At 43.1% G+C, this 25,814-nt stretch carries 24 protein-coding genes; 19 read left to right on the forward strand and 5 right to left on the reverse strand.

Going from position 1 to position 25,814, the window contains the following annotated elements:
• The 18 genes from yajC to LDM98_RS09545 all read left to right on the forward strand — a co-directional run bounded on the left by yajC (position 1) and on the right by LDM98_RS09545 (position 18,367).
• Positions 1-288, forward strand: coding sequence for a preprotein translocase subunit YajC (yajC, locus tag LDM98_RS09460; RefSeq protein WP_223899192.1), 288 nt, complete (start codon positions 1-3; stop codon positions 286-288).
• Positions 275-1,855, forward strand: a complete 1,581-nt coding sequence (gene secD, locus LDM98_RS09465; protein WP_223899193.1) for a protein translocase subunit SecD — start codon at positions 275-277, stop codon at positions 1,853-1,855. The genes yajC and secD overlap by 14 nt, the downstream gene beginning before the upstream one ends.
• Positions 1,855-2,826, forward strand: coding sequence for a protein translocase subunit SecF (gene secF, locus LDM98_RS09470; RefSeq protein ID WP_223899194.1), 972 nt, complete (start codon positions 1,855-1,857; stop codon positions 2,824-2,826). The genes secD and secF overlap by 1 nt, the downstream gene beginning before the upstream one ends.
• Positions 2,827-2,864: 38 nt before the next feature.
• The gene (locus tag LDM98_RS09475) at positions 2,865-3,203 is read left to right on the forward strand and encodes a DUF6394 family protein (protein ID WP_223899195.1); all 339 of its coding nucleotides are present in this window, start codon (positions 2,865-2,867) and stop codon (positions 3,201-3,203) included.
• Between the two features lie 56 nt (positions 3,204-3,259).
• Positions 3,260-5,362 (forward strand): 5-histidylcysteine sulfoxide synthase, encoded by a 2,103-nt coding sequence (gene ovoA / locus LDM98_RS09480; RefSeq protein ID WP_223899350.1) that lies wholly within the window; start codon positions 3,260-3,262, stop codon positions 5,360-5,362.
• A complete protein-coding gene (locus tag LDM98_RS09485; protein WP_223899196.1) occupies positions 5,355-6,509 on the forward strand; it encodes a MalY/PatB family protein in 1,155 nt (384 codons plus the stop codon). The genes ovoA and LDM98_RS09485 overlap by 8 nt, the downstream gene beginning before the upstream one ends.
• Positions 6,503-8,245, forward strand: a complete 1,743-nt coding sequence (dacB, locus tag LDM98_RS09490; RefSeq protein ID WP_223899197.1) for a D-alanyl-D-alanine carboxypeptidase/D-alanyl-D-alanine-endopeptidase — start codon at positions 6,503-6,505, stop codon at positions 8,243-8,245. Before LDM98_RS09485 ends, dacB begins: the two co-directional genes overlap by 7 nt.
• 44 nt (positions 8,246-8,289) lie before the next feature.
• On the forward strand, positions 8,290-9,414 hold the full coding sequence (locus LDM98_RS09495) for a succinyldiaminopimelate transaminase (protein WP_223899198.1): 1,125 nt from the start codon (positions 8,290-8,292) through the stop codon (positions 9,412-9,414).
• Between the two features lie 72 nt (positions 9,415-9,486).
• A complete protein-coding gene (locus LDM98_RS09500) occupies positions 9,487-10,089 on the forward strand; it encodes a hypothetical protein (protein ID WP_223899199.1) in 603 nt (200 codons plus the stop codon).
• Positions 10,090-10,091: 2 nt separating this feature from the next.
• Positions 10,092-11,408: a UDP-N-acetylmuramate--L-alanine ligase gene (gene murC / locus LDM98_RS09505; protein ID WP_223899200.1), complete on the forward strand. Its 1,317-nt coding sequence runs from the start codon at positions 10,092-10,094 to the stop codon at positions 11,406-11,408.
• 4 nt (positions 11,409-11,412) lie between these two features.
• Positions 11,413-13,635 (forward strand): endonuclease MutS2, encoded by a 2,223-nt coding sequence (locus LDM98_RS09510; RefSeq protein ID WP_223899201.1) that lies wholly within the window; start codon positions 11,413-11,415, stop codon positions 13,633-13,635.
• Positions 13,636-13,693: 58 nt separating this feature from the next.
• Entirely contained in the window at positions 13,694-14,272 is a 579-nt protein-coding gene (locus LDM98_RS09515; protein ID WP_223899202.1) for a hypothetical protein, read from the forward strand.
• Positions 14,272-15,285 (forward strand): hypothetical protein, encoded by a 1,014-nt coding sequence (locus LDM98_RS09520; protein WP_223899203.1) that lies wholly within the window; start codon positions 14,272-14,274, stop codon positions 15,283-15,285. The genes LDM98_RS09515 and LDM98_RS09520 overlap by 1 nt, the downstream gene beginning before the upstream one ends.
• The gene (locus LDM98_RS09525; RefSeq protein ID WP_223899204.1) at positions 15,278-16,102 is read left to right on the forward strand and encodes a tyrosine-type recombinase/integrase; all 825 of its coding nucleotides are present in this window, start codon (positions 15,278-15,280) and stop codon (positions 16,100-16,102) included. The genes LDM98_RS09520 and LDM98_RS09525 overlap by 8 nt, the downstream gene beginning before the upstream one ends.
• The gene (locus LDM98_RS09530; RefSeq protein WP_223899205.1) at positions 16,099-16,428 is read left to right on the forward strand and encodes a hypothetical protein; all 330 of its coding nucleotides are present in this window, start codon (positions 16,099-16,101) and stop codon (positions 16,426-16,428) included. Before LDM98_RS09525 ends, LDM98_RS09530 begins: the two co-directional genes overlap by 4 nt.
• Positions 16,418-17,053, forward strand: a complete 636-nt coding sequence (locus tag LDM98_RS09535) for a type III pantothenate kinase (protein WP_223899206.1) — start codon at positions 16,418-16,420, stop codon at positions 17,051-17,053. The genes LDM98_RS09530 and LDM98_RS09535 overlap by 11 nt, the downstream gene beginning before the upstream one ends.
• Positions 17,047-17,667 (forward strand): ATP phosphoribosyltransferase, encoded by a 621-nt coding sequence (gene hisG, locus LDM98_RS09540; RefSeq protein WP_223899207.1) that lies wholly within the window; start codon positions 17,047-17,049, stop codon positions 17,665-17,667. Before LDM98_RS09535 ends, hisG begins: the two co-directional genes overlap by 7 nt.
• Entirely contained in the window at positions 17,660-18,367 is a 708-nt protein-coding gene (locus LDM98_RS09545; RefSeq protein ID WP_223899208.1) for a class I SAM-dependent methyltransferase, read from the forward strand. The genes hisG and LDM98_RS09545 overlap by 8 nt, the downstream gene beginning before the upstream one ends.
• Before the next feature lie 60 nt (positions 18,368-18,427).
• Here the strand turns inward: LDM98_RS09545 and LDM98_RS09550 are convergent, their stop codons facing one another.
• The 4 genes from LDM98_RS09550 to LDM98_RS09565 form a co-directional block, all read right to left on the reverse strand.
• Positions 18,428-19,669, reverse strand: a complete 1,242-nt coding sequence (locus LDM98_RS09550; RefSeq protein ID WP_223899209.1) for an alginate export family protein — start codon at positions 19,667-19,669, stop codon at positions 18,428-18,430.
• A gap of 93 nt (positions 19,670-19,762) precedes the next feature.
• The gene (locus LDM98_RS09555; RefSeq protein ID WP_223899210.1) at positions 19,763-20,560 is read right to left on the reverse strand and encodes an ABC transporter ATP-binding protein; all 798 of its coding nucleotides are present in this window, start codon (positions 20,558-20,560) and stop codon (positions 19,763-19,765) included.
• Positions 20,560-21,375: a nitrate ABC transporter permease gene (gene ntrB / locus LDM98_RS09560; protein ID WP_223899211.1), complete on the reverse strand. Its 816-nt coding sequence runs from the start codon at positions 21,373-21,375 to the stop codon at positions 20,560-20,562. Before ntrB ends, LDM98_RS09555 begins: the two co-directional genes overlap by 1 nt.
• A gap of 171 nt (positions 21,376-21,546) precedes the next feature.
• Complete coding sequence (locus LDM98_RS09565; protein ID WP_223899212.1) at positions 21,547-22,923, reverse strand: CmpA/NrtA family ABC transporter substrate-binding protein; 1,377 nt, start codon at positions 22,921-22,923, stop codon at positions 21,547-21,549.
• Between the two features lie 167 nt (positions 22,924-23,090).
• Between LDM98_RS09565 and LDM98_RS09570 the strand changes: the two genes are divergently transcribed.
• Positions 23,091-25,073 (forward strand): molybdopterin oxidoreductase family protein, encoded by a 1,983-nt coding sequence (locus tag LDM98_RS09570; RefSeq protein ID WP_223899213.1) that lies wholly within the window; start codon positions 23,091-23,093, stop codon positions 25,071-25,073.
• Positions 25,074-25,215: 142 nt separating this feature from the next.
• On the opposite strand, the gene rpsR is transcribed toward LDM98_RS09570, so the two are convergent.
• Positions 25,216-25,479 carry a 30S ribosomal protein S18 gene (rpsR, locus tag LDM98_RS09575; protein WP_008245396.1) on the reverse strand — a complete coding sequence of 88 codons (264 nt, stop codon included), beginning with the start codon at positions 25,477-25,479 and terminating at the stop codon, positions 25,216-25,218.
• Between the last annotated feature and the right edge of the window lie 335 nt (positions 25,480-25,814).

The following is a 25,814-nucleotide window of genomic DNA, read 5'->3' on the forward strand; positions in this document are numbered from 1 at the left end:
ATGGGAGCAGAACAAGGCAGTATGATCGGTTCATTTTTACCCCTCATCATTTTATTTGCGATTTTTTATTTTTTAATTATCAGACCGCAGCAAAAACACCAAAAAGCGCATAAAGCAATGCTTGACAGTCTTACAAAAGGTGACAACATCATTACGACTGGCGGTCTTATAGCGGTGATCGTTAAAACTGAAGAAGATTTTATCAAAATCAAATTAAATGACGACACGATCGTCAAACTTGATAGAGCCTATGTAGCCAAAAAGGTTGAGTCTGGTGAAGACGCTTAATTTCAGGGTCATCCTTTTTGCTTTTGCACTGATCTTCGGTGTCGTTTTTTCCATCCCCTCTTTGACACAGAGTGAAAGCGGGAAGAAGATCACTTTGGGTCTTGACCTTCAGGGTGGTCTACATATGCTGCTTGGTATCAAAAGTGAAATAGCCATTGAATCACGTATCAAGTCGATGGCGGCATCGGTCAAGTATATTTTTGATGATGAAGAGATCATTTTTGATGCACTTCGTATGGTCGATGGCGAACAGATCACTTTTGAACTTCTTGATGCGGATGAAGTAGCCAAAGCCAAAGCATTGCTTGAAAAAGAGCTTGAAGGTACAGTGGTGATCAACAATGGCCTGAAGTTCTCAGTGGCTATGACCGAAGCTGAAGTAGAGCGTACGAAACAAAATGCCATTCAACAGGCAGTCGATACGATCAGGAACAGGCTCAATGAGTTCGGGCTTGCAGAACCCACGGTGGCTAAACAGGGTGAAGACAAGATCCTTGTAGAGGTACCGGGTATCAAAACACAGGAAGATGAACAGCGTATACGTGAACTTATCGCCCGTGCAGCACATTTGCAGCTAATGGCTGTGGATGAAGACAGAAACATAAGAGTCAACACGATGAGCATGGCTGAAGCAAAAAGTTACGGCGATGTGATACTCCCCGATGTCAATACAGGTGAAAAATATTTGCTTCGTGCGATTCCGGTACTTGACGGTTCTATGCTGACAGATGCAAAAGTTGGTTTTGATGAGAACAACCAGCCTGTCATCAACTTTACACTCAACGGACAGGGTGCCAAGATCTTTGGTGATTTTACAGGTGTGAGTGTAGGGAAACGTATGGCGGTTGTTTTGGACAATAAGGTCTACTCTGCACCGGTCATCAATGAACGTATCGGCGGGGGGCGTGTACAGATCTCCGGAAGATTTGAACTTTCTGAAGCCCATGACCTTGCCATTGCACTTCGATCAGGCGCACTGCTTGCACCTGTCTATGTGATGGAAAAACGTTCGGTGGGACCAAGTCTGGGGGCAGACAGTATTAAGGCAAGTTCTATTGCTTTGGTCTTAGGATTCATCCTGGTTGTCATTTTTATGGTCGTGTACTATGGTATGGCCGGGGTCATTGCAAATGTCGCATTGATAGGGAACCTCTTTTTGATACTCGCGATCATGTCACTCTTCGGTGCCACACTTACACTGCCAGGTATGGCGGGTATCGTTCTGACCGTCGGTATGGCAGTCGATGCGAACGTCATTATCTCTGAGCGTATCAGGGAACTGCTCCATGAAGGCAAGTCTATAGCTAAATCGATAGAGAACGGGTACAGTAATGCCTTTACTGCGATCTGGGATGCCAATGTGACCACACTGATCGCAGCCACAGTACTGTATGCGTATGGTACGGGTGCGATCAAAGGGTTCGCACTTACGATGAGTATCGGTATTATGGCATCGATGCTGACAGCGATTGTAGGAACACATGGTATTTACCAATGGATACTGCCAAAGATAGAGAAGAACAAACTGGGTCTCTGGTTTGGTATCAAGACTGAGGGAGCAAAATAATGGAAATTTTTAAATATAAAAAACCTCTCTCCTTGATGGACAAGAGTAAACGTTTTGGATTACTTTCGGTCACACTGCTGATACTATCATTGGGACTGATGATCGGAAAAGGATTTAACTACGGTATAGACTTTGCGGGTGGTACTCTCATACAGGTACAATACGAAGGCAAAGCGCCTATAGAAAAAGTACGGGAGGCGATCGATTCCGATGCATCCTATGAAGGTGCAACAGTGACTTTCTTCGGGAGCGAAGATGAAGTGGTCATCCGTACCAAAACAAGTTCAAAAGCCCTGGGTGTCGATGTCGGTGACCAGATCAGAGCACTGCTTCAAGGGACAGGTGACTTTGAAGTGAGACGTGTGGATATGGTGGGTGCCAAAGTGGGATCTGAACTACGTGAAAAGGGACTGATGGCGATGGTGCTTGCTATTATCGGTATCCTTATTTATGTCTCCTTTAGATTTGAATGGCGTTTTGCTGTGGCTTCTGTGATGGCGCTCATGCATGATGTCACCATAGCTATGGGTATGATCGTCTTGTTCAATGTTGAGGTAAACCTTGACATTCTTGCAGCACTGTTGACCATACTCGGGTATTCTCTGAACGATACGATCATTGTCTTTGACCGTATTCGTGAGGGTATCAGAACGATCAAAGACCCGGACCTTGGGGCTATCATTGATGAGTCTGTCACACGTACACTTTCCCGTACAACGTTGACATCACTCACAACCTTCTTTGTGGTTCTGACGCTCTATCTGTTTGGCGGAGAGATCATTAACGGGTTCAGCTTTACCCTGCTTGTAGGTGTGATCGTGGGTACCTACTCATCTATCTTTGTTGCATCACCTATCTTGATGTGGCTTGGTTTCTCTGTAGGCGGTTTCAGGGAAAAGGAAGCAGAAAAACTCAAAAGAGAAAAAGAGAAAGAAAAAATGCGTGCCATGTATGAAAATGGAACGCTGTAAGAAAATGATACACTATAGTTAAAGTTTAAGGAGTTTGGATGAATTGGGGTAAAGTTTTTTATATGTTTTTTACGTTGATGTCACTGACGACATCGGCAGCATTTTTGTATGATCACTCTATTGTAGCACTGTTTATAGCAGGTTCTGTGAATGTGATCTCTACACTGTTGAAGATAGGGGTAAGAAATCTTCTTTCCGCTGAGCTTTTGGCAGGTTCATTGGTTGCAGACCTACACCTTCTACCTGCATTTTTTGCTTTACAGTTCTATGGAAATGACGGGTTGGCAACAGGATTAGTGATCGGTGCGGTGATCGCGAACCTTTATACCATTTTTATCTCTATGATCGAGAGTGCAAAAGAGAAAGCAGATTTTTAAGCGTTGTTCGGTATCTTACCTACTATAGCAATTCCAAGGAATGAGACGTGATAAAGATGCCTACACTTCATGGAACAGACCCCGAAGCGAAACGAAAAGAGATCAAAGGTTATTTCCAAGGTTGTTATAGCCGATATGAATCTCTCTTTCGTATCGTTGTAGACAAAAATGCCTATTTTCAAAAAGCGGATCCACTTCGTCACCCTATCCTTTTTTACTATGGCCATACGGCTACATTTTTCATAAATAAACTAAACCTTGCCAAGATCATCGATGAACGTATCGATCCCGGACTCGAGTCACTTTTTGCCGTGGGTGTCGATGAAATGAGCTGGGATGATCTGAATGCAGCACATTATGATTGGCCTACGCTGGAAGAGACCCAGGCGTATCGTGATGCAGTGTATATGCAGGTCACCTCTCTTATCGACACACTTCCTTTAGAACTTCCTATCACGGAAGATTCACCCTGGTGGGTGATCCTGATGGGCATTGAGCATGAGAACATCCATCTTGAAACTTCTTCGGTACTGATACGTCAACTTCCATTGGAGTCCATAAGGGAAAACAGCGAATGGGAAGAGTGTGAAATGGTCTCTCCTGTACCCCAGAATGTACTTCTTGATGTACCTCAAGGGACAGTGATACTGGGAAAGAACAAAGATGCAAAACTTTTTGGCTGGGACAATGAATATGGAGAGCATCAGGCACATATACCGGCATTTAAAGCGGCCAAATATCTTACCTCCAATGCTGAATACTTAGAATTTGTAAAAGATGCCGGATACAGCAATGATCGGTTTTGGTGTGAAGAGGGAAAAGCATGGAAAGCCTATACCCGGGCAGCACATCCTATGTTTTGGCGTAAGTGTGAGGAGGGGTACAGACTTCGTACTTTGAGTAGAGAGATAGAACTTCCCTTGAGCTGGCCAGTAGAGGTCAATCACCTGGAAGCTTCTGCATTTTGTCAATGGAAAAGTCACAAAGAGGGTGTCAACATCACTCTGCCGACCGAGGATGAATACATCCGCTTGCGTGATGAAAGTAAAGTGCTCCCTTACCTGGAGTGGACCGAGAAAGGTGAAACGATCGCCAACATCAATCTTGAAGGCTTTGCCTCGTGCGTGCCTGTGGATACCTATAAACATGGGGATTTTTATGATGTGATAGGAAATGTGTGGCAGTGGTCACGGACACCGATCTATCCGTTTGATGGCTTTAAGGTCCATCCTGTCTATGATGATTTTTCGGTACCGACCTTTGATGGTAAACATGATATTATCAAGGGAGGATCATGGATCAGCTGCGGGAACCTTGCTACCCAAAAGAGCCGTTATGGGTTTAGAAGACATTTTTATCAACACGCAGGATTTAGGTATATACAGAGTAGGTATGAAGAGAGGGTGATCACCAATATCTATAATACGGACACCCTTATTTCCCAGTATTGCCATTTTGGTTGGGGTGAAAATGCATTGGGTGTGGAAAATTACCCCGCAGCGTGTGCACGGATCGCATTAGAAACGATGAAAGAGAAGCCTAAGCGAAGCGCATTGGACATTGGGTGTGCCATAGGACGAAGTACTTTTGAACTGGCACGCGGTTTTGATGAAGTGATCGGTTTGGATTTTTCTGCGCGTTTCATACAGGAAGCACAGAAGCTTAAAGAGGATGGTCTATTACGTTATACTATGCCGACCGAGGGTGAACTGGAAAATTTTCATGAGGTAAAACTTTCCGATCTTGATCTGGACGAAGAACGAAACAGGGTCTCATTTTGGCAAGCAGATGCCTGTAATTTAAAACCTGTCTACAAAGATTTTGACCTGATCTTTGGGGGTAACCTGTTAGACAGACTCTATGATCCTAAAAAGTTTTTAGAGGCTATGGCATCGCGTATCAATGAGGGAGGATTACTCATTCTAACGTCTCCCTACACATGGCAGGAGGAGTCAACCCCCAAAGAGAAATGGATAGGCGGATACAAAAGAGACGGTGAGACCATTACGACACTCGATGGGCTTAAAGAGATACTGGGCAAAGCGTTTACGCTTATAGAGACGAAAGAGGTGCCGTTTGTGATACAGGAGACTGCACGGAAACACCAGCATACGATAGCACAGATGACCATATGGGAAAGGAGAAGTAAAAATGTTTGAAGCGATCAGCCGTCAAGGGACACACAGCATGAAATGGGATGAGGCCAAGAAAAAATTCGGTACAAATGATCTGCTTCCTCTTTGGGTTGCGGATATGGACCTGGCTTCTCCGGCATGTGTACAGGAGGCAATGGTGAAAAGGGCTTCCCACCCTCTGTACGGTTATACTGTCTATCCGGATGCCTATTATGCATCGATACAGAACTGGATGCAAGAGCGTTTTTCATGGGAGATAGAAAAAGAGTGGATCATTCCTTGTTACGGTGTGGTGCCCTCTTTGAACTTCATTATCTCCGCCTATACGAAAGAGGGTGATGGGATACTCATACAGACACCGATATACCCGCCTTTTGTAAGTTCTGTCAAGCATCAAAAAAGAAGGGTACTTGATAACAGACTGGTGTATGAAAACGGCAGGTATCACATAGATTTTGAAGACTTTGGGCGTAAGGCCAAAGAAGCCAAACTCTTTTTACTCTGTTCGCCGCATAATCCGACCGGACGGGTATGGTCTGAAGAGGAATTGGGAAAGATCATTGAGATCTGCATAGAGAATGATGTCCTCATCATTTCTGATGAGATCCATGCGGATATTGTCTATGAGAAAACACATCACAGCATTGGCAGTTTTGAGAAGATCATGCATTATTGCGTTGTTTTGAATGCCCCTTCCAAAACATTTAACGTTGCAGGGTTGAACACCTCTTATGCGATCATTCCTGATACCAGGCTGCGTCAAGCTTACAGTGTTGAACAGGACAGATCAGGCATTACCAATGGAAACCCGTTTGGTATCGAAGCGTTGATGAGCGCCTACAGGGAAGGTGCGCCATGGTTGGAACAGCTCAAAGAGCACTTACGCTCAAACATCAGTTATGTCAACGGATTTTTAAAAACGCATCAACTGCCTATCAAGGCAGTCCCTACAGAATCGACCTTTTTAATGTGGCTTGACTGTAGAGGCATGGGACTGTCCCATGCCCAACTGGTCGATTTCTTTTTACATCAAGCCAAACTCGGGCTGAATGACGGTCAAAGTTTTGGTAAGGCAGGAGAAGGTTTTATGAGGTTAAATGTGGGGACATCCAAAGAAGTGCTCAGTGAAGCGATGCAGCGACTGCTTAATGCCTACAAGGAAGCGTGTTGAGAAGTCTGTTTGTCTATGTGATCCTGTCCCTATGGCTCTATGCACTGCCTCAGGTCATCAATGAAGAGATACGCAGATCAGGGATCTCGAAAAAAGATATCAGTATCTATATTAAAGAAGCGGGTCAACATGGAAAGGTCGTGGCTTCACTCAATGCTTCCAAAAGCAGGACCCCTGCATCCGTGATCAAAGTACTGACCACCTATGCCTCGGTACTGAAGCTCGGTTTTGATTACCGTTGGCCTACGAAATTCTACACTACTGGGAAAGTACAAAACGGCGTGCTTCAAGGGGATCTGCTTATTAAAGGATTCGGCGACCCTACTTTAAATGCCAAGGACCTTGAGAAGATCGTCTCGGCTATACGTGCAGAAGGGATACGCCAGATCAGCGGTGATATCGTGATAGACAGAAGCTACTTTAAAGTGGGGAGTCAAGACACTTCAGGTTTTGACGAAAATCTTTACAGTGCCTATAATGCCATGCCCGATGCGATGATGTTCAACGAGCGTGTGGTCACCGTCTGTGTGATCCCCAAAGAAAAGAGAGTCCATAAAAAAGATGCGGATGAAAGTTACAGAGTGGTCGATCAATTGGAACATGTCAACAAACCCTGCAGAGGAAAATACTCCTGGCCAAGGGTGAAAATTGACAAGAGTGAAGTGGTCCCTACGGTGTTTCTTCAAGGAAAGATCTCCAAACGATGCGGAAAACGGAATATCTGCCAAGTCATCACCAAACCCTATAAGTCATTCTATTATGCACTGAAAGATAGATTGGCTCAAGAGGGGGTAGCTGTAAGAGGCGGCTTGAAATTACATAAGATACCTCAAGAGGCAAAAGCACTTTTTACCCACTACTCAGAGCCTTTGGAAGAGATCATTGCTGAGACATCCAAGGAGAGCAATAACCTCTATGCAAGACATCTACTGCTTCTTTTGGGCGCAAAACTCTATGGTGCTCCCGCTACAGTGGAGAAAGGAAGAGATGCGATCAAATATATATTGGATTCAAGAGGTGCATTAGGTGAAGGAAAATTAGAGATCGATAACGGAAGCGGTCTTTCACGTACTTCAAAAATGAATGCAAAACTCTTGGCGAAAATGTATGATGATGCCTATGACCGTTACGGATCCAGATGGATGGAGACACTCTCTATAGCAGGCGTGGACGGTACCATCAAACGCCGTTTTAGACATACCGTGGTAAAAAATCGTGCATGGATGAAGACAGGGACACTGAGACGAGTGAAAAATATAGGCGGGTATGTCAAGAACAGGGCAGGAAAATTCTATACGGCTGTCATCATCATCAACAGTTCCAAGGCAAAATACCGCGGAGCCAAACTGCAAGATGAGATCGTGAAATGGCTGGCCAAAAGTACGGCGAAACCGGGCATATCATCTACCGTACCCACCTCTGTCAAAACGATTCAACAGAAAATGCCTGCATCAGAATCATTATTCAGCAATGTCAAAACAAAAAGAGTAGCTGTAATGAAGCAGGAAAGCAAAGAGAACACTGTCCAGTATTATATTCAAGTGGGGTCTTTTTCCAGCATGCCCAACAAAACATATTTAGCAAAGATAAGCACTTTAGGATTACCTTACAAGGTACGCCGTGCAGAGAATTATAAAGTACTTATAGGTGGCTATAGAGATGAAAAAAGTGCAAGAGCAGTGTTGGAAAAAGTACGCAGAGATATCAATGTCAGGGCATTTATAGTAAAGTTGTAGTTTACCCCAAATACGTTATAATCCCTTAAAAATTTAGGGCAACAATGAACTTCGAAACTTACCCTTTTGAGAAACTCAACCAATTACTTGAAAATGTAATCCCCAACCACGATTACCCTGCACTTAGCCTGACGATTGGGGAACCTCAGTTCGAGACACCGGCATTTATACTGGATGCGCTCAAGGAGGCTTCTGCACTGCTGAACAAATATCCCAAAACGGCGGGTGAAGCGGAGCTGAGAGAAGGGATGTTGGCGTACAATAAAAAGCGTTTTGGTCTTACACTGACAGATGCTCAGATCATTCCTACGTTTGGAACCAGAGAAGTGCTCTTTAATTTTCCCCAGTTCTTACTGCATGATGTGGAAAACCCTGTGATGGTCTTCCCCAACCCTTTTTATCAGATCTATGAGGGGGCAGCCAAGGCATGCAGAGCAGAGGTCATTTACTTGAACCTCAATGAAACCAGTCACTTCCAACCCGTAGTGGATGAAGAGGCATTGGCAAAAGCGGACCTGGTGATACTCAATTCTCCTAACAACCCTACATCATCGGTAATGTCTATGGAAGATCTAAAGCGTTGGGTAGGATTGGCATTGAAACATGATTTCATCCTTCTCAATGATGAGTGTTATGTGGATCTCTATCTGGATGAGCCACTTCCTTCACTGCTCAATGCAAGTATAGAAGCAGGCAATAAAAATTTTAAAAACGTGTTGGTGATCAACTCTATCTCCAAACGTTCCTCTGCACCGGGACTGCGTTCGGGATTTATAGCGGGAGATGCAGAGATACTCAAAGCATATATGGTATACAGGACCTATGTGGGGTGTGCTTCACCCTTACCGCTGCAGCATGCCGCCGCGATGGCATGGGCGGACCAGGAGCATGTCAATACATTCAGAGCAAAATACAAAAAGAATTTTGAAATGGCCAAAGAAGTTTTAGGGGTAGAGGCGCCTGAAGCGACCTTTTACATTTGGTTGAAAGTGGAAGATGAGATAGCCTTTACCACGAAACTTTATCAAGAGTACAATCTCAAGGTCCTGCCCGGTTCATTTTTGGGACGTGAGGGTGAAGGTCAAGGGTATATAAGGCTCGCCCTTGTGTATGAAGCAGAGCAAACAAAAGAAGCATTGCAACGTATAGCACGTTGCCTGGAAAAGTAGAAGACACCCCACTTACGCTTTAGCGACGAGGGTATCGGCATTTAGTGCCAGAAAATCAGTATTGGAGCAATCATGATGGAAACACCGGAAATACACGTAGAAGAGTTAAAAAAAGACCCAGAGTTTCTGGCAAACATTGAAAGACTTGAGAAAGAGTGCAAGGAAGAAGAGAGCATTGCAAAAGGGTATCAGCTTTTAGATGCACAGCTCATCATTGAAGCTTCGGAAGATGAGATCAACGAGATATTCACCTTCATTGTCAATACAGCCTTTGACAGATTGGCTGAAAAACTCACTACCTCCCAGTCATTTGATATGAATGATACTGAGGACCTTGCTACAGCAAGAGCTATCTATGAGCATGGGATACAACGTTACAGTGAAAATGACAAAAAGGGGGCCAAGGAGATCTTTCTTGTATTGCACTATACGATCGACCATGCAGGTTTGAAAGATGCGATGATGGTACATGTGGCTGCAGTCATGGAAGGAAAGAGTTTTGAAGATTTTATAGAAAATCTCGTCGATGTGGAAGGGGTAGATGCCCATGACCCTCTGGCGTTTTTCATACAGACATTTACAGAGCCTACCGAAGCGTTGCTTGCAAAATTTGACACGCATGTCAAGCTGGCACAAGAAGAGCTCAGAGTGCTTGATGAAAGCAAGGAAAAATAGCAATGAAAAAGATCCATTTTATAGGTATCGGGGGTATCGGACTCTCTGCCTTGGCCAAGTTTCTCTTCAATGACGGACATAAGATCTCCGGTTCGGATATCAAACAGACAGAGATCACCAATGACCTGGCAACCAACTTTAATGCGAAGATCACCATCCCTCACCACGCTGATGCGGTAGAGGGTGTCGACAGGGTGATCTACTCTGCGGCGGTACGTCCCAACAATCCTGAGTATCAAAGAGCGAAAGAGCTGGGGATAGAACTGCTTTCACGTAAAGAGGCGCTCAAGAGTATCCTGGGTGAAAAAGAGGTCTATGCGGTAGGTGGTGCACACGGTAAGAGTACGACTTCAGCCATGCTTGCATCCATCATGCCTGAGTCCAATGCACTGATCGGTGCGATCAGTAAAGAGTTCGGTTCAAATGTACGGAATTATCCGAACAACAAAGTGGTATTTGAAGCCGATGAGAGTGATGAGAGTTTTTTAAACTCTAACCCCCATCTTGCGATCGTGACCAATGTGGAACCGGAGCATATGGAATACTACGGGTATGATGAAGAGCGTTTTTACAACGCCTATAAAAACTTTTTGTCACTGGCGAAAACACGTGTGATCAATGCAGAAGATCCATTCCTTTCCTCTTTGGAGATGGAGAGTATTAAGCTTTATCCTTCCAAAGATATCAAAAACACAGCGTTTGTATTGGTAGGCGGTGAGCCACATACAAGATTTGAACTTTTGGACCTGGGTACATTTGAGGTATTCGGTTTTGGAAACCATATTGCATTGGATGCATCATTGGCGATACTCGGTGCTTTGGAGCTGGGTGAAAAAATAGAAGATATAAGGGGAAACCTTTTACACTACAGAGGGATCAAAAAACGTTTTGACATTGTACAGAACCAGGAAGAGTGTGTGGTGATAGATGACTATGGACATCACCCGACAGAGATAAAAGTCACCATGGAGTCACTGCAAACCTATAAAGTATTGCGCAATTTTTCCAAACTCAATGTCATTTGGCAACCGCATAAGTACAGCCGTACGATGGATAACCTGCAAGGCTTTGTAGAGTGTTTTGAAGGGGTGGATGAACTGGTGATCCTTCCTATATGGTCTGCGGGTGAGTTAAAGGTAGACATAGACCTCAAGGGAGCCTTCAGCCGTTATACCCTTCATATGGCAGATTCTGTCACGAAAGAAGACGGCATCGTCAAAGTCTTTAAAGACGGGCATATTATACAAGAGTACAGTGACGGGCTTGTGACAGCCTTTGGTGCGGGAGATATCACGTATCAGATACGCGGAGAGGCATAAGGTCATGCATTCTCAGGAGAGTAGTGAAAAAACCATTATACAGAAACTGGACCTGGACGGGTATATCCAGCAGTTCCAAAAGTTTTTAGCCAGAGAAAAACCTGTGGCGATGATGGGGGATATCAACCAGCATTACCGGTATATCCAAGCACTCTCAAAAGTCCAATTCCCTCTACCCAATGCAGTACCGAACCTGGAGAGAGAATTGAACCTCATTCAGAAACAGGGGGTACTCTCTCTGGATGAGATCTATGCCTTTGTCACCATGATCTCCTACTTCAATACTTTAAGAACCGTGGGGTTCACAGAACCGCTCATCTCCTGGATACAAGGGATAGAGATACCCGATGAGATCATCGAGGTCGTAGGGTATTTTACTGCTGAAGGAGAGATCAATCCTGAACGTGATCCGGAACTTTTTAAACTTGAACGTGCCATCAAGCAGAACAAGATAGAGATCAAAGAGACGCTCTATAAGCTGGCACACTCCAGCAAGCTCAGAGATTATCTTGTGGACACACAGGTGCATTTCAACGGCGGGGAAGAGACCCTGCTGGTACGTGGAGGGTTCAACAATGCCATTAAAGCTACGGTGGCTGCACGTAGCCCCGGAGGATTTTTTTATATTATCCCCCAAAGTATTTCTCACTTAAAAGAGAAAGAGTCTGCACTGCTCAGTAAAAAAGAGGAGATGATCTACACCTACTGTAAAAACATCTCGGCGCTCTTTTTCAAGTGGGAACGTTTCTTGGGGTTCATTAACAAAGAGTATGACAGGTTTGACCATTATCAGGCACGTGTCAGTTTTGCAAGGGCCAAAGAGTATGAATTTGTTTTGCCAAGCAAGCACAAACGCATTAAATTGCAGGATTTTGCACATCCTGCCATCGAGAACCCCGTACCGATCACCATGGATTTCTCTAAACAGATCATGCTTGTCACAGGTGTCAATGCCGGTGGTAAAACGATGCTGCTCAAGTCCATGCTCTCAGCCGTTTACATGAGTAAGTACCTGCTTCCTTTTCAATGTGATGCAGCACACACAGAGGTCGGGCATTACAAAAGCATAGAAGCGGTCATAGATGATCCCCAATCGGTCAAAAATGACATCTCTACGTTTGCAGGACGTATGCAGGAGTTTGCAAAACTCTTTCACAAAGAAGATGCCATCGTAGGCGTCGATGAGATAGAACTGGGTACGGACAGTGACGAGGCAGCCAGCCTGTTCCGTGTGATGCTGGATGAACTACGGAAAAAAGGTATCACCTTTATCGTGACGACACACCATAAACGTTTGGCTTCACTGATGGCAGGAGATGATGAGGTGGAGCTCATTGCTGCACTCTACGATGAAGAGCGAAGGGTACCTACCTATACTTTCCTGCAGGGAAGTATAGGAAAGAGCTATGCGTTTGAAACAGCACAGCGTTACGGTGTACCTGTAGCCATTGTGAACAGAGCAAAAAAGGTTTATGGAGAGGACAAAGAAAACCTCAATGAACTCATAGAGAAATCTACTTCACTTGAGCGTGAAATGCGTATGAAGATCGCCACAATAGATGAGGAGTTAAAATCCGTAGAGAGACAACAACAGAGACTTCAGGATGAGGAAGTAAAACTTCAGGAGAGTCACAGAAAAGCCCTTGCAACCCTGGAAAACCGTTATAATGCAGCGACAAAAAAAGCAAGGGAAGCGCTGAGGGCACAAGAGTCTGCAGAAGGACGACGACTGCTGAACGTGGCACATCAACATAAAGAGTTCAAGCAAAAAGAAGTGAAATTACAAGAGGAAGTGCCACTCAAAGAGGGGGACAAAGTGAAGTACCGTTCCCATAAAGGTGAGATCGTCGGGATCCGCGGTAAAGATGCGACGATCATCGTGGACGGATTGAAGATGAGAGTACCTCTTGGACAACTCAAAAGAAGAGGCGATACCCCTCAGATCAAGGTCAAACCCAAAGCAAAAGAGGTCAATGTCAATGTTGAAAAGTCAGGAGCTGCCGTTTCAGTCAAACTGCTCGGTATGTATGCAGATGAAGCCATAGATACCGTCGATAAATTTCTCTCGGACGCCCTGGTGAACGGACTGCATGAAGTGCAGATCATTCACGGTACAGGCGGGGGTGTATTGGCCAAACTGGTGACAGAGTATCTTAAAAAGCATCCTAAGATACAGAAATTCTACAGACTGCCCGGAAACTTAGGTATTACAGTCGTCGAACTATAACCCCTCTTTTAACTCCAAAAGGTATAATATATGCATAAAAATGTTGCAGGAGAGCTACGTGAGCATTAAAGATGATGTGAATTATGTAAAGAGAGAGTTAAGTGGTGATGAAAAGGTACTTGAGAGTGCATTTAAACTGGAATCACTCTATAAAAAATACAAGTTTCAATTGTGGGGTGTGATCGTTGTAGTGATCCTGTTCTTTGGCGGACGATCTGTGATGAGTGTACTGCATGAAGCCAAGCTTGAGAAAGCCAATGAAGCTTTCTTGACATTGCAGCGTAACCGTGACGATACCGATGCACTGAAGGTACTTCAGGAGAACAACCCGGCACTTTTAGAGCTGTATCATTATGCGCAGGCAGTGAAAAAAGAAGATGTCAAGACGTTGGAGTCTTTATCTTCAAGTACGAACAGTGTGGTCGCGGATGCAAGTGCCTATACGGCAGGTGTACTCAATAAAAAACCTGTGGATTCAAAGCTCTATAAAGAGATGTCACTCTTTGAAGAAGCCTATTTGGCTATCCTTGCAGGTGATGCAAAAACGGCCCAGAATAAATTGGAACTTATAGACGATCGTTCATCTCTTTCCGTGATCAAAGAGTTCCTTAAACACTCTACCATTAAGGCAAACTAATGAAGGGCTTGTCACTACTTACATTTACCGTAGCCGCATTACTCTTTTCAGGATGCAGCAGTAAAAAATATTTTGAACCTGAACAGACATTTTCAGCATCGAATGCATCCACTTCATATGGTGGAAGTATGAATGACCTTAGCCGTGAGGGAGGGACACTGAAAAGCGGCCAATTTATCAGTAAAGAGGGTATAAGCAGTGTCAATCTTGGCGAAGGGTATAGATTTTTAAATGAAAACGATAGCTATATACTGGCTACAAATGCTGAGGGTATTTTAAAGATCATTGATAAAAAAACAAAAGAAACGGTACGTGCAGTCTCTTTAAAAGTACCTGTGGTCTCTGCAGCGATCAACAATGATGTGATCGCATATATTCTTAACAGCAACACTTTTGGTATTTATCAAATATCAGACAATAGAAAAGTGGTTGAAAGTAGATCTGAGGCGACCTTTGCTATTGATACAAGAGCGGCAAGCCCGATCTTTATCGATGGTTTGGTCGTCATGCCTATGCTTGACGGAAAACTTATTATTGTCAACATAGAAGACAGCGAAAATGCAAAAGTGGTCTATCTCAGTACGGAAAAAGCATTTAACAATATTATCTATCTCTCCCGTAAAGGAAACATGATGATCGCTGCAACGCCAAAAAAACTGCTTACTTTAGGCAGTGGCGGACAGATGGAGTTTAGTGCGAATATCTCTGAAGTGGCATATGATAACGGGATCATTTATCTCTTTACCAAAGAAGGCGAGATATTTGCCTTAAACAGCGATCTTGAAAAAGTGGGAGAAGCGAAGTATAAATTTGCACACTATTCTGTAGCTACAGCTTTTGATGGCAGGGTGTATGGTTTGGACCAGGGAGGCTCACTGATCGTGATGGACAGTGCTTTGACAAAGTACAAGATCTATGATGTTGGAGAAGTGGATGAGCCGGCATTCATCAGCGGGATAAAGCTCTATAAAGACGGTGATATCATTGAACTATCCAAATTAGGTTATGAGTGATCTACTGACGGCTTTTGAAGAGTATCTCAGTGTCACAAAGGCACTCGATACCCTTACGATCTCTTCTTATTTGGGTGACTTGACCCAACTCGAAGAGGTCACTCAAAAAACACTGACGAAACTCGATACTACGGATATACTGAAATTTTTATCTACGTTTGAGAACAAACGAACACTCAACAGAAAACTCTCCTCTATCAATGCTTTTTTTGATTTTTGTCATAAACAGGATTTCAAACACGAAAAAATCAAGATACCTATGGCGAAAGTACCCAAAAACCTACCCAAATACATGAGCAGTGAAGAGATACTGCAAGGCATAAAGCACATTGACAGAAGCACGCTCATGGGACTGCGTGATTATGCACTGATACTCTTCTTGTATGCCAGTGGGTGTCGTATCTCCGAAGCATTGAATGTGCAGCGCAGTGATATTGTAGAGGGATGGTTGAAGATACGTTTTGCCAAAGGGGAGAAAGAACGTATCGTACCTCTTGCACCGATCGCTCTGCAGGCGTTGGAGAGGTATATGCAGGAGCAGGACATGGGAAGCAGTTATATTTGGCTCAATTACACAGGTGCTGTTCTCAGCCGTATCTCTGCGTATAAGATCGTGAAGAAGTATCTGGGTGTCTCACCTCACGTATTGCGACACTCTTTCGCTTCATCGCTGATCATCGGCGGTGCAGATCTGCGTGTGGTACAAGAGCTGCTGGGACACAGTTCTCTTGAGACCACACAGATCTATACCCATATACAAAAACAGAACCTGGCCGAGACCATGAAGAGTTATCATCCGCTAAAAGGAGTATCATGAAAGCACTGGTTGAATATTTGAACCATAAAAACATCATTTTTAAATCACTCAAAGAGATCCTGCCTAAAGAGCTGGGGTCCCGTAAAAAGGCTGCACTCTATTTAGGGGTAGACCTGAAGGGGTATTATGCACTGGTCATGGAACTTGCAAAGAAGAGCAGGGTGCTTCGGAAAGAAGCAGCTGAACTCATGGAACTGCATGCAAAGGCGGAAAAATATCTCGATAGTAAGATCACCAAAAAATACATAGTGATCAAAGCACCCTTATGCTCACATGCCAAAGCGATGCTCGAAGAGCATGGCTGGAAGGTATGGCATGAAGGATAAGGTATTACTCGCAGATATAGGGAATACCCATTTCCATATCTATAACGGGTCTGAAGTAGAGCATTTGTCCTATGAGGAGGCGATTGCCAAATATAGCAAAGAGAGACTCTGTTATATTTCGGTCAAAGAGCACTTGAACAGTACCATAGAGAATATAGCCACGTGGAAAAATATCTCACCGAAGATCCGCTTGGAGGGTGCCTATGAAACGATGGGGGTTGACAGAAGAGCATTGTGTCTGAGTCATGAAAACGGGTTATTTGTGGATGCAGGTTCTGCTATTACCGTGGATATGATGGAGGAGGGCAAGTACAGGGGTGGATTTATATTGCCAGGACTGAAAGCGATGTTACAGGCTTATGCTTCTATCTCTCCGGTCTTGGATACGACATTGAATGAAACGGTATCGATGGAGCAATTACCCTCTACAACTAAAGATGGGATAAGCTATGGTATAATCGCGTCTATAAAAGCACTCATAGATAAGCACAGTGATGGTAAAACACTATATTTTACCGGTGGAGACGGAAAATTTTTATCAAGTTTTTTTGAAGAAGCCACGTATGATGAAATGTTGGTATTTAACGGGATGCGGAAAGTGATGAAGGAATCGGAGATATGTTAACAGTAGCACTTCCAAAGGGAAGAATAGCAGAACAGACGCTTGAGATATTTGCTGAAATTTTCGGTGGAGAATTTAAGTTTGAAGGAAGAGAACTCATCTTGGATATGGGAGAGTTCCGTTTTTTAAATGTACGTAATCAGGATGTACCGACGTATGTAGAACACGGTGCAGCAGATATCGGTGTGGTTGGACTTGACGTGATCACTGAAAAAGAGCTGGATATCATCCAGCTTCTGGATATGCAGTTAGGAAAATGTAAAGTGGCGATCGGTATCAAAAATGAAGATGAACTGGACTGGTCGCGTCCCCACATCAAAGTGGCTACCAAGATGGTCAACATCACGAAGAACTATTTTGCCCAAAAAGCTGTAGGGGTAGAAGTAGTGAAGCTTTACGGATCTATAGAACTGGCACCGCTTGTCGGTCTGGCTGATGCTATTGTGGATATTGTCGAAACAGGTTCAACCATGAGAGAGAACGGATTGAAAGTGGCCGAAGACATCATGGATTCTTCTGCACATCTGATATCTAATAAAAATAGTTTTTACGGAAAGAAAGAAGAGATCCTCTCTTTATATGAAAAGATCAAAGCTGTTGTAGAGAGCCGTGGCTAATTCTGTTTCAGACTCTCTTGACCTCTATGCAAAAGTAGAGGATCTTCTTGGTGTCAAAGAGGCTGCACCAAATCTCTATGCCCATTATCTTCTTTTTTTAAACACGATAGATTTTGACACGCTTTTGGACGTGGGATGCGGTTCTGGAGACTTTTTGCGTCAGATACAGGGTGCATTGGAGATATCCGAAGTCAAAGGGATAGACCTCAGTCCACTTATGGTCTCAAAAACACTTGAACAAGGGTATGATGCCCAGTGTACAGATTTATGTGATCTGCAAGGTCGTTATGATGTATTGACAGCGGTTTTTGATATGGTGAACTATCTGGATAAAGCAGAATTGGCACGATTCCTGGGGTGTGTCAAATCGCATTTAAATGACGGTGGATACTTTTTGTGTGATATCAACACACTGCATGGTTTTGAAAATGTCGCCGTGGGTTCCTATATCGTAGATGATGAAGAGCGGTTTTTAACGGTGGACAGTGATTTTGAAGAGGGTGAGTACAGTGCGGAGTTCACACTTTTTGAAAAAGAGGGAAGCTGTTTTAAAAAATCTCAAGAGACCATCAGGCAATACTATCATAGTGTAGATGAGATAGTGAAGCTAAGCGGTTTGGCACTGGTCCAGAGTGATGATGTGACTCTTTATGAGCTTGAAGAAGCGGATAAACTGTTTCTTGTACTGAGAAAAGTGTAAAGCGGGAGAGTATTTTTCTCACAAGGTCCGTCTTTTTAGACGAACTTTGGGTAAGAGAGCTTAAAAGGTATAGTCAAGCTGTACCCAATACTTTGTCACATCATTTTGTGCAGCACCGATGACAGAGTCTGTTTCTCCAGAGAAGAAAGCTGCTTTTGCCAGAAAGTTCAGACCATTAGAGAAATTATACGTATAGAGCAGATCCAGTTCATCTCCTGCATCGTCACTGAGTACACCGTCCGTCTCCTGTGTACTGAAGGTATGGTAGATCGCAAGTAGTTTACCGAATTTGGGACTCACATATCCTACCTTCCCGTAAAGATCATCCAACCCGTAGGTATTGCTTACGGCAGTGTATCCCAGGAAAACATCTGCAAACCCCTGCCACTTGTGCAATGTTGCAAGCGGTGTCGTGAACCCATGTGTATTCCCGTCTGCATCTCCCAGTGATTCATAGGCTGCGCCAATAATAAACCCGTTGTACTTCGTACTGATATCACCTCTAAAATAGATCGCATCCACATCCGGTTTCCCCATACTTTCATATTCCATACTTGCATCCTGCTGTGTAGCTGCCTCTGCAATATAGTTGAACACCCCTATTTTTCCCGAAGCCATTAAACCATAGGTATCACTTCCAAATACTTGGTGACCTAAGAGATAGCCATACGCAGAAAGTTTCAGCTCCGGCATTGCTTTGTAATCTGCATGAAGAAATACAGATTCTGTCCCTGTAGTCAGTGCATCCGTAATCCCATAGCGATCTGTCACATACATGGCCATGATATCCAGGTTTTCTATCGAGCTGTTGTTTAAGGTATATCCCATAAAGGTCTGAGGCATTTGTCTCCACCCTACGGCACCTATGAATCTCTGGTCATCCAGATTGATCATCTGTCGTCCTGCACGCAGTGAAGTATCACCTATGGTATAATCAAGATAGGCCTGTGTCACACGTGAATTCTGTGGATCAGCGATCAATGCATATCCCGTCTGCTCTGGAGCATATTCATCATATCCGAAATTCGTCACTGCCATGATCTGTCCAAAAGCACTCAAACCCTCAATACCTGCAAGCCCGGTCTTTACAGTGAGTGCAAAACGTGTGGTAAACGCATTGGCTTCATCATTCACATTGTCATCAGCAAATTCATAACGCGGACGCAATTCACCGCTGAATTTTATGTTGTGAAAGATCCCTATATCTGTTGCTGTTTCAACGGTGGGTTCAACCGGTGCAATGGAGCCGCCTGCCATGATAAGTGTTGATGTCACGAGTGAAAGTAGTACTGTTTTTTTCATTGTTTCCCCTTTATAGATGTTCGATTGAATAAACACGATGTTTAAAGCTGCTGGATGGCCATAAGATGCATGAAGCAAATCAATTTTTCTATGTTATTCATCCTCCTTGGCAAATTTTTCATATAGAAAGCTGAGTATGGCTTCTCTACATCTGATATATTCAGGATCATGTTGAAGTTCTACCCTCTTTCTGGGGCGGGAAAGATTGACCTCGAGTATTTCCCCGATCGTAGCTTCAGGGCCGTTTGTCATCATGATCACCCTGTCACTGAGCAGTACCGCTTCATCCACATCATGTGTAATGATAATGACCGTGTTCTGTACATTTTGCTGTATCCGCATGAGATGCTCCTGCAAGTTGGCACGGGTCAATGAATCCAATGCACCGAAAGGTTCATCCATCAAAAGGACTTTAGGTTTGATCGCAAGTGCTCTTGCAATACCTACACGCTGTTTCATACCCCCACTGATCTCATCAGGCAGTTTATCTTTGGCCTGATCAAGGTTGACCATGGTAATAAACTTTTCAACCCTCTCCTGAAGCTCCTGCTTATTGAGCTCAGGCATGACCTGCTTCACTGCCATTTCTATATTTTTATAGACGCTTAGCCATGGAAGCAATGAATGGTTTTGAAACACCACTGCACGATCAGGTCCCGGACTTTTGACCTCTTTACCCTGTAAAAATATATGGCCTTCTGTCTGGCCGTCCAAACCGGAGATCATATTGAGCAGTGTAGATTTACCACACCCGCTGTGTCCGATGATAGAGATGATCTCATTCTTTTTGATGACCATATCTACACCGGTCACAGCGATATAATCCTCTTTGCCCGGAATCGGAAATCTTTTTTCGATATTTTCTAAATGTAAAAACTTTTGTTCACCCATTATGCTCTTCCTTTTTTTCTATAGTCAAAAAAATCTGCGATGATCCCCATCAGAAGATCCAGTATGAAACCGACAATACCTACGATGATGATACCGATGATGATATGATGATAATTCAGATTGTTATATTCATCCCAGATCCAGAAACCGATACCGATACCGCCCGTCAGCATCTCTGCTGCTACGATCACCAGCCATGCGATCCCAAGAGAGAGTCGCATCCCCGTAAAGATAAAGGGTACGGCTACGGGCAAAATGATCTTTGTGATCTTTTTCGCTGGACTGAACTGTAATACTTTTGCGACATTCATATAGTCCTCGCTGACATTACGTACACCCAAAGCAGTGTTGATAATGATCGGCCAGATAGAGGTGACAAAGATCGTCGAGACCGCTGTCAAATTGATATCCTGGAAGATAAAAAGCAACAGTGGCAGCCATGCCAGCGGTGAAACAGGCTTAAAGATCTGAATGAACGGATCAAAGGCATACTGTGCATTTTTACTCATACCGATAAACAATCCCAAAGGTACACCAATGAGAATAGCAAGTGAAAATCCGGCAAATACCCTCTGCAATGAAGCAAATATCTGCCAGAGGACTCCTTTGTCATCCTCATTTTCTATATAGAGAGGATCGGAAAGTACACCGACGATCTCATCCCCATCAGCATTTATTCCGCCAAAAGCAGAGACATAGGTGTCACTTGGGGTAGGGAACTCCTCAACATTGTTCGCGATCAATGACCAGACCATGAGGATGGCAAAAAACACCATCATAGGCAAGATGATCTTTTTGGCAATTTCATTTTTCATTTTTTTCCTTTTTGCGTGTGCCCTGTCCGTACTGGACACTTTGTTCTATTTTATATTTATAGGTACCTGAAGCGTTATTCTTACTCAAGGAAATAACTGGACTACTTTCACTTCAGGCACGTATAAATACAAAGCATTCAGCTTTGTATTGTTTGTAAATTTTTGACGTACCTATTTCACATACTTGGGATCTGCACATCCTGCAGGACCGTAAGGACACACGTAATCGGGTTGTTTGGTTGCAACCGTCCAGTTATTTGCTTTCAAAAGATCCTCTTTGCTTACTTTTGGATTCGTGACCTCAAAACTATAGATATAGTCGACGGCTTTATTAGGGTCATAGACCTTTCCATCCATGAACTTGTTATACTCATCCACACCGTCTACTTTCCATGGACTAGGCGGCAGAGAGTAGTTCACTTCTTTTGCCGCTTCGGCAAAAAGATCAGGTCTGTAGACTTTTTCGATCACCTCTTTCATATCCACCGCTTTATCCAGCTGTCCCCAGCGATACATTTGAGTGATGAACCACATTCCATGGCTATAAAAAGGGTAGGCCGCATAGTAATTGGCAAAAACGTTGAACATAGGGTTTGGCTCGGAGTCTTGTCCTTTGAGATACTGGAAGGTACCGGTCATAGATTTTTCAAGGACTTTTACGGGTGCTTTTACGTAGTTTGGTTTGCTGAGTATTTTCGCTGCTTCTTTTCTGTGTTCCCAGCTTTCATCCAGCCACATCTGTGCTTCAATGACCGCTTTTATCACCGCTTTGGTCGTCTCAGGGTATTTCTCAACGAAATCTGCCCTTGCTTGAAGTACTTTTTCAGGATTATTGTTCCAAATATCATAGTTGGTTACCAGTGTAGAACCCTTTTTCTTGAGTACGATACGCTCGTTCCAAGGTTCACCCACACAATATCCTTCGATATTGCCTGCGATCAGGTTTGAAGGCATAGTAGGCGGCGGGAAGGGTTTGATCGTTGTATCCTCATCAGGCTTGATCCCCGAACTCGCCATCCAGTATCTCAGTTCATAGTTGTGTGTGGAAACCGGATGTACCATGCCGAAGTTCAGTGGTTGATAGTTTTCACCTTCTGCTTGATGTTTGGCATCGATATACTTTTTAAGTGACTCCGACCCTAAGGGTCTTTTGGTCTGATCCATACCGTACTTTTCCATCTCTTTAATGATATTATTCCCGTAAGTGATACCATTCCCATTAAAATCCAAAGAGAGCAGAGCTTGCAGATGCGCATCTCCATTGATCCCAAGTGTTGCAGCAATCGGCATACCTGCAAGTGCATGGGAAAAGTCATACTCCCCGCTGATCACTTTTTGCTGGATCCCCGGCCATCCCCCACCTTCTTTGGCTACATGCACATCCAGACCATATTTTTTAAAGAATCCTTTTTCTTTGGCGATCACGATAGGGGCACAATCTGTCAGTGCAATAAACCCAATTTTCAACTTTTTCTTTTCTACATCTGCCAGCAGAGCAGTAGTGACCAACGAGAGACCTAATCCGAGCTTCAAAGCTTTTTTTAACATTTTTTACTCCTTAAATTTTCATTAAAATGTTTATGTGTGAAAATAGTATCATAGATATATATATTAATTAATCAATAATATGTTTATTTTTTAATCAATTAAAACTTAACTTTACATTAAAGTATGGTTAGAATAGGGAAAAGAAAAAGTTATTTGAGGTAAATAAAATGATCAAATCAGTATGCGGGTATTGCGGTGTAGGGTGTGGATTGGAGTATGATGAGAAGCAGCTCATAGGGAATATAGCCTATCCTACGAATCAAGGAAATCTCTGTTCAAAAGGTATCTCGGAACTGGTAAGTATGCAGACACCTACCAGGTTGTTGAGGCCGCTTATGAGAGACTCATTGGAGAAGCCATTTGTGCTTTCTGATTGGAAAGATACGATTGCATTGATCGCGGAGCGTATCAAAAAAACCTCTAAAGAAAAGATCGGCTTTTATTTGTCCGGACAACTCTTGACAGAGGATTACTATATTGCCAATAAACTTGCAAAAGGCTTTCTTGGTACCAATAATGTGGATACCAATAGCCGTACCTGTATGGCAAGTGCAGTGGTTGCGTATAAAAAGGCGATAGGCGCAGACTTCGTGCCGGTAAGAATGGATGATATTTTCAAGTCTGATCTGCTTATATTGACAGGTGCAAATACAGCGGAAGCGCATGTGGTCTTTCATAATCAAATAAAAAAATCCAAAAAAAATGGTCTGAAAGTCGTGGTCATTGATCCAAGAAGAACAGATACTGCGAAAATCGCAGATCTTTATCTGAGGATAAGACCGGGAAGTGATATTGACTTTTTTAATCTACTGTCCAAACGCTTAATAGATGAAGAAAAATACGATAAAGCGTTTGTGGCACAACATATCAATCACTTTGAACTGCTTAAGAACAAGTTCAAACGAGTACCGGTGACCAAGATGCTCAAACGTACAGGACTGACACAAGAAGCGTTTGATGCCTTCTGGGAACTCTATAGTGAGAGTGACAACATCATGACTGCATGGACCATGGGACTCAATCAGTCCGTACAGGGTGTAGACAAAAATCTGGCACTGCTCAATACACATCTTCTTACAGGAAAGATCTTTAAAGAGGGAAATGGGCCCCTTAGCCTTACCGGGCAGCCCAATGCGATGGGGGGAAGAGAAGTGGGAGGACTCTCTACCATGTTGGCGGTACATTTAGGTTTTGATGAAGAGAGTATCCAAAAGGTATCAAAATTTTGGAAAACCGATAAGATAGACAACAAACCCGGATTGACCGCAACAGAAATGCTTGATGCGGATCTGGATATCCTGATTATCTGTCATACTGATCCTGTCTATCATCTGCCTCATAGAAAAAGAGTGGAACAGCAGATATCCAAGATCCCTTTGGTCATTGAGATCAATGCCTATGATAATTCAGAAACAGCCCAATATGCACATATCAGACTTCCTGCAGCACCCTGGGGTGAAAAAGAAGGTACGCAGACCAATCTCGACCGTACCATCACCAAACAGGAACGCCTCACCCGTACATCCATTGACTGTAAAGCGGATTGGGAAATATTTCAGCTACTGGCAAAAGAGTTAGGTTTTAGTCAGGCATTTGATTTTGACAGTCCAAAAGAGATCTTTGAAGAGTATCAACAAATGACCAAACTCAATGACTATATGGATATCTCGGAGGCAGACTATGATGCGCTTACCTACAAACCGTTTGTTTGGGGTGAAAAGATCAAACATTTTTTAACTCCGGACAAAAAAGGGAACCTGTTCTTCGTAGAAAACAAGTTAAAGAGCGAAAAGACAAATTTGGAGTTTCCATTTTTACTTTTGACAGGGAGAACAAGAGATCAGTGGCATAGTGGCACTAAAACAAATCTTCCTCAGACATTGCTAACGCACAAGCCACTGAACTTTTGTGAGATCCATCCTTATGATGCCCAAAAACTGGGTATCCAGAATGACGACAGGATCAAAGTGATCTCCAAAAGGGGAGCATTGGTCACAAAAGCACTAATCACAGGGGATGTGCATGAAAAATGTATCTTCATCCCGATAAGTAACCGTGAGATCAACTATCTTACCAATGATTTGTTTGACAGAGAATCCCTGCAGCCTGACTATAATCACAATGCTGTAAAGATAGAAAGGATAGGTTAGGCCTATACTGTACATTTCTTGGTAATAGTATGGTATTTGTATGATTGTAGTGTGTGGGGAAAATACTAAATAAGGTATTTGGTGGAGGTTGTTCTCACCAATCTGGTGAGAACAACACTCAAATATAAAATAGGGTTAAAATCTATTTAAGGTTTTCAAATGGATTTTCAACAACATTCTTTCTATCTACGATATACGGAATAAGTGCTGTTTGTCTAGCTCTTTTGATCGCTCCTGTAACAAGCTCTTGGTGTCTTTTACAGTTACCAGTGAGTCTTCTTGGCATAATTTTAAATCTCTCACTTAGTGAGAATTTAAGTAATCCCAAGTCTTTATAGTCTATATAGTCTACCTTTGATTCACAATATTTACAAAATCTTTTTTTGAATTTTCTTCTTTCTGCCATGGTGTTCTCCTAAAAAGGTTATGTATAACAAATATAGTGTAAATAACTGTGTAGTGCCCTTATTTATGGGATTAGAACACAATGATATTACGTTAAATGTAAATAAATCCAATTATTTTAGAAAAAACAATTAATTATATTTACATTTTGAGTGGTTATAGAATATTTTTTATAGACTTTTCCTTGAAGAAGTATATTTTAAAAATATCCCTTAGGCAAAGACTGTGTTTTCAAGGTTTCCTAGATAATAAATTATAGAGGCACAGTGGATACTTGGATTGTGTATAAACACAAAAAACCAAAAATATATATTTGGTAAAATTAATATAAGATAA

The organism is Sulfurovum sp. TSL1, assembly GCF_019972135.1.
Taxonomy (GTDB): Bacteria; Campylobacterota; Campylobacteria; order Campylobacterales; family Sulfurovaceae; genus Sulfurovum.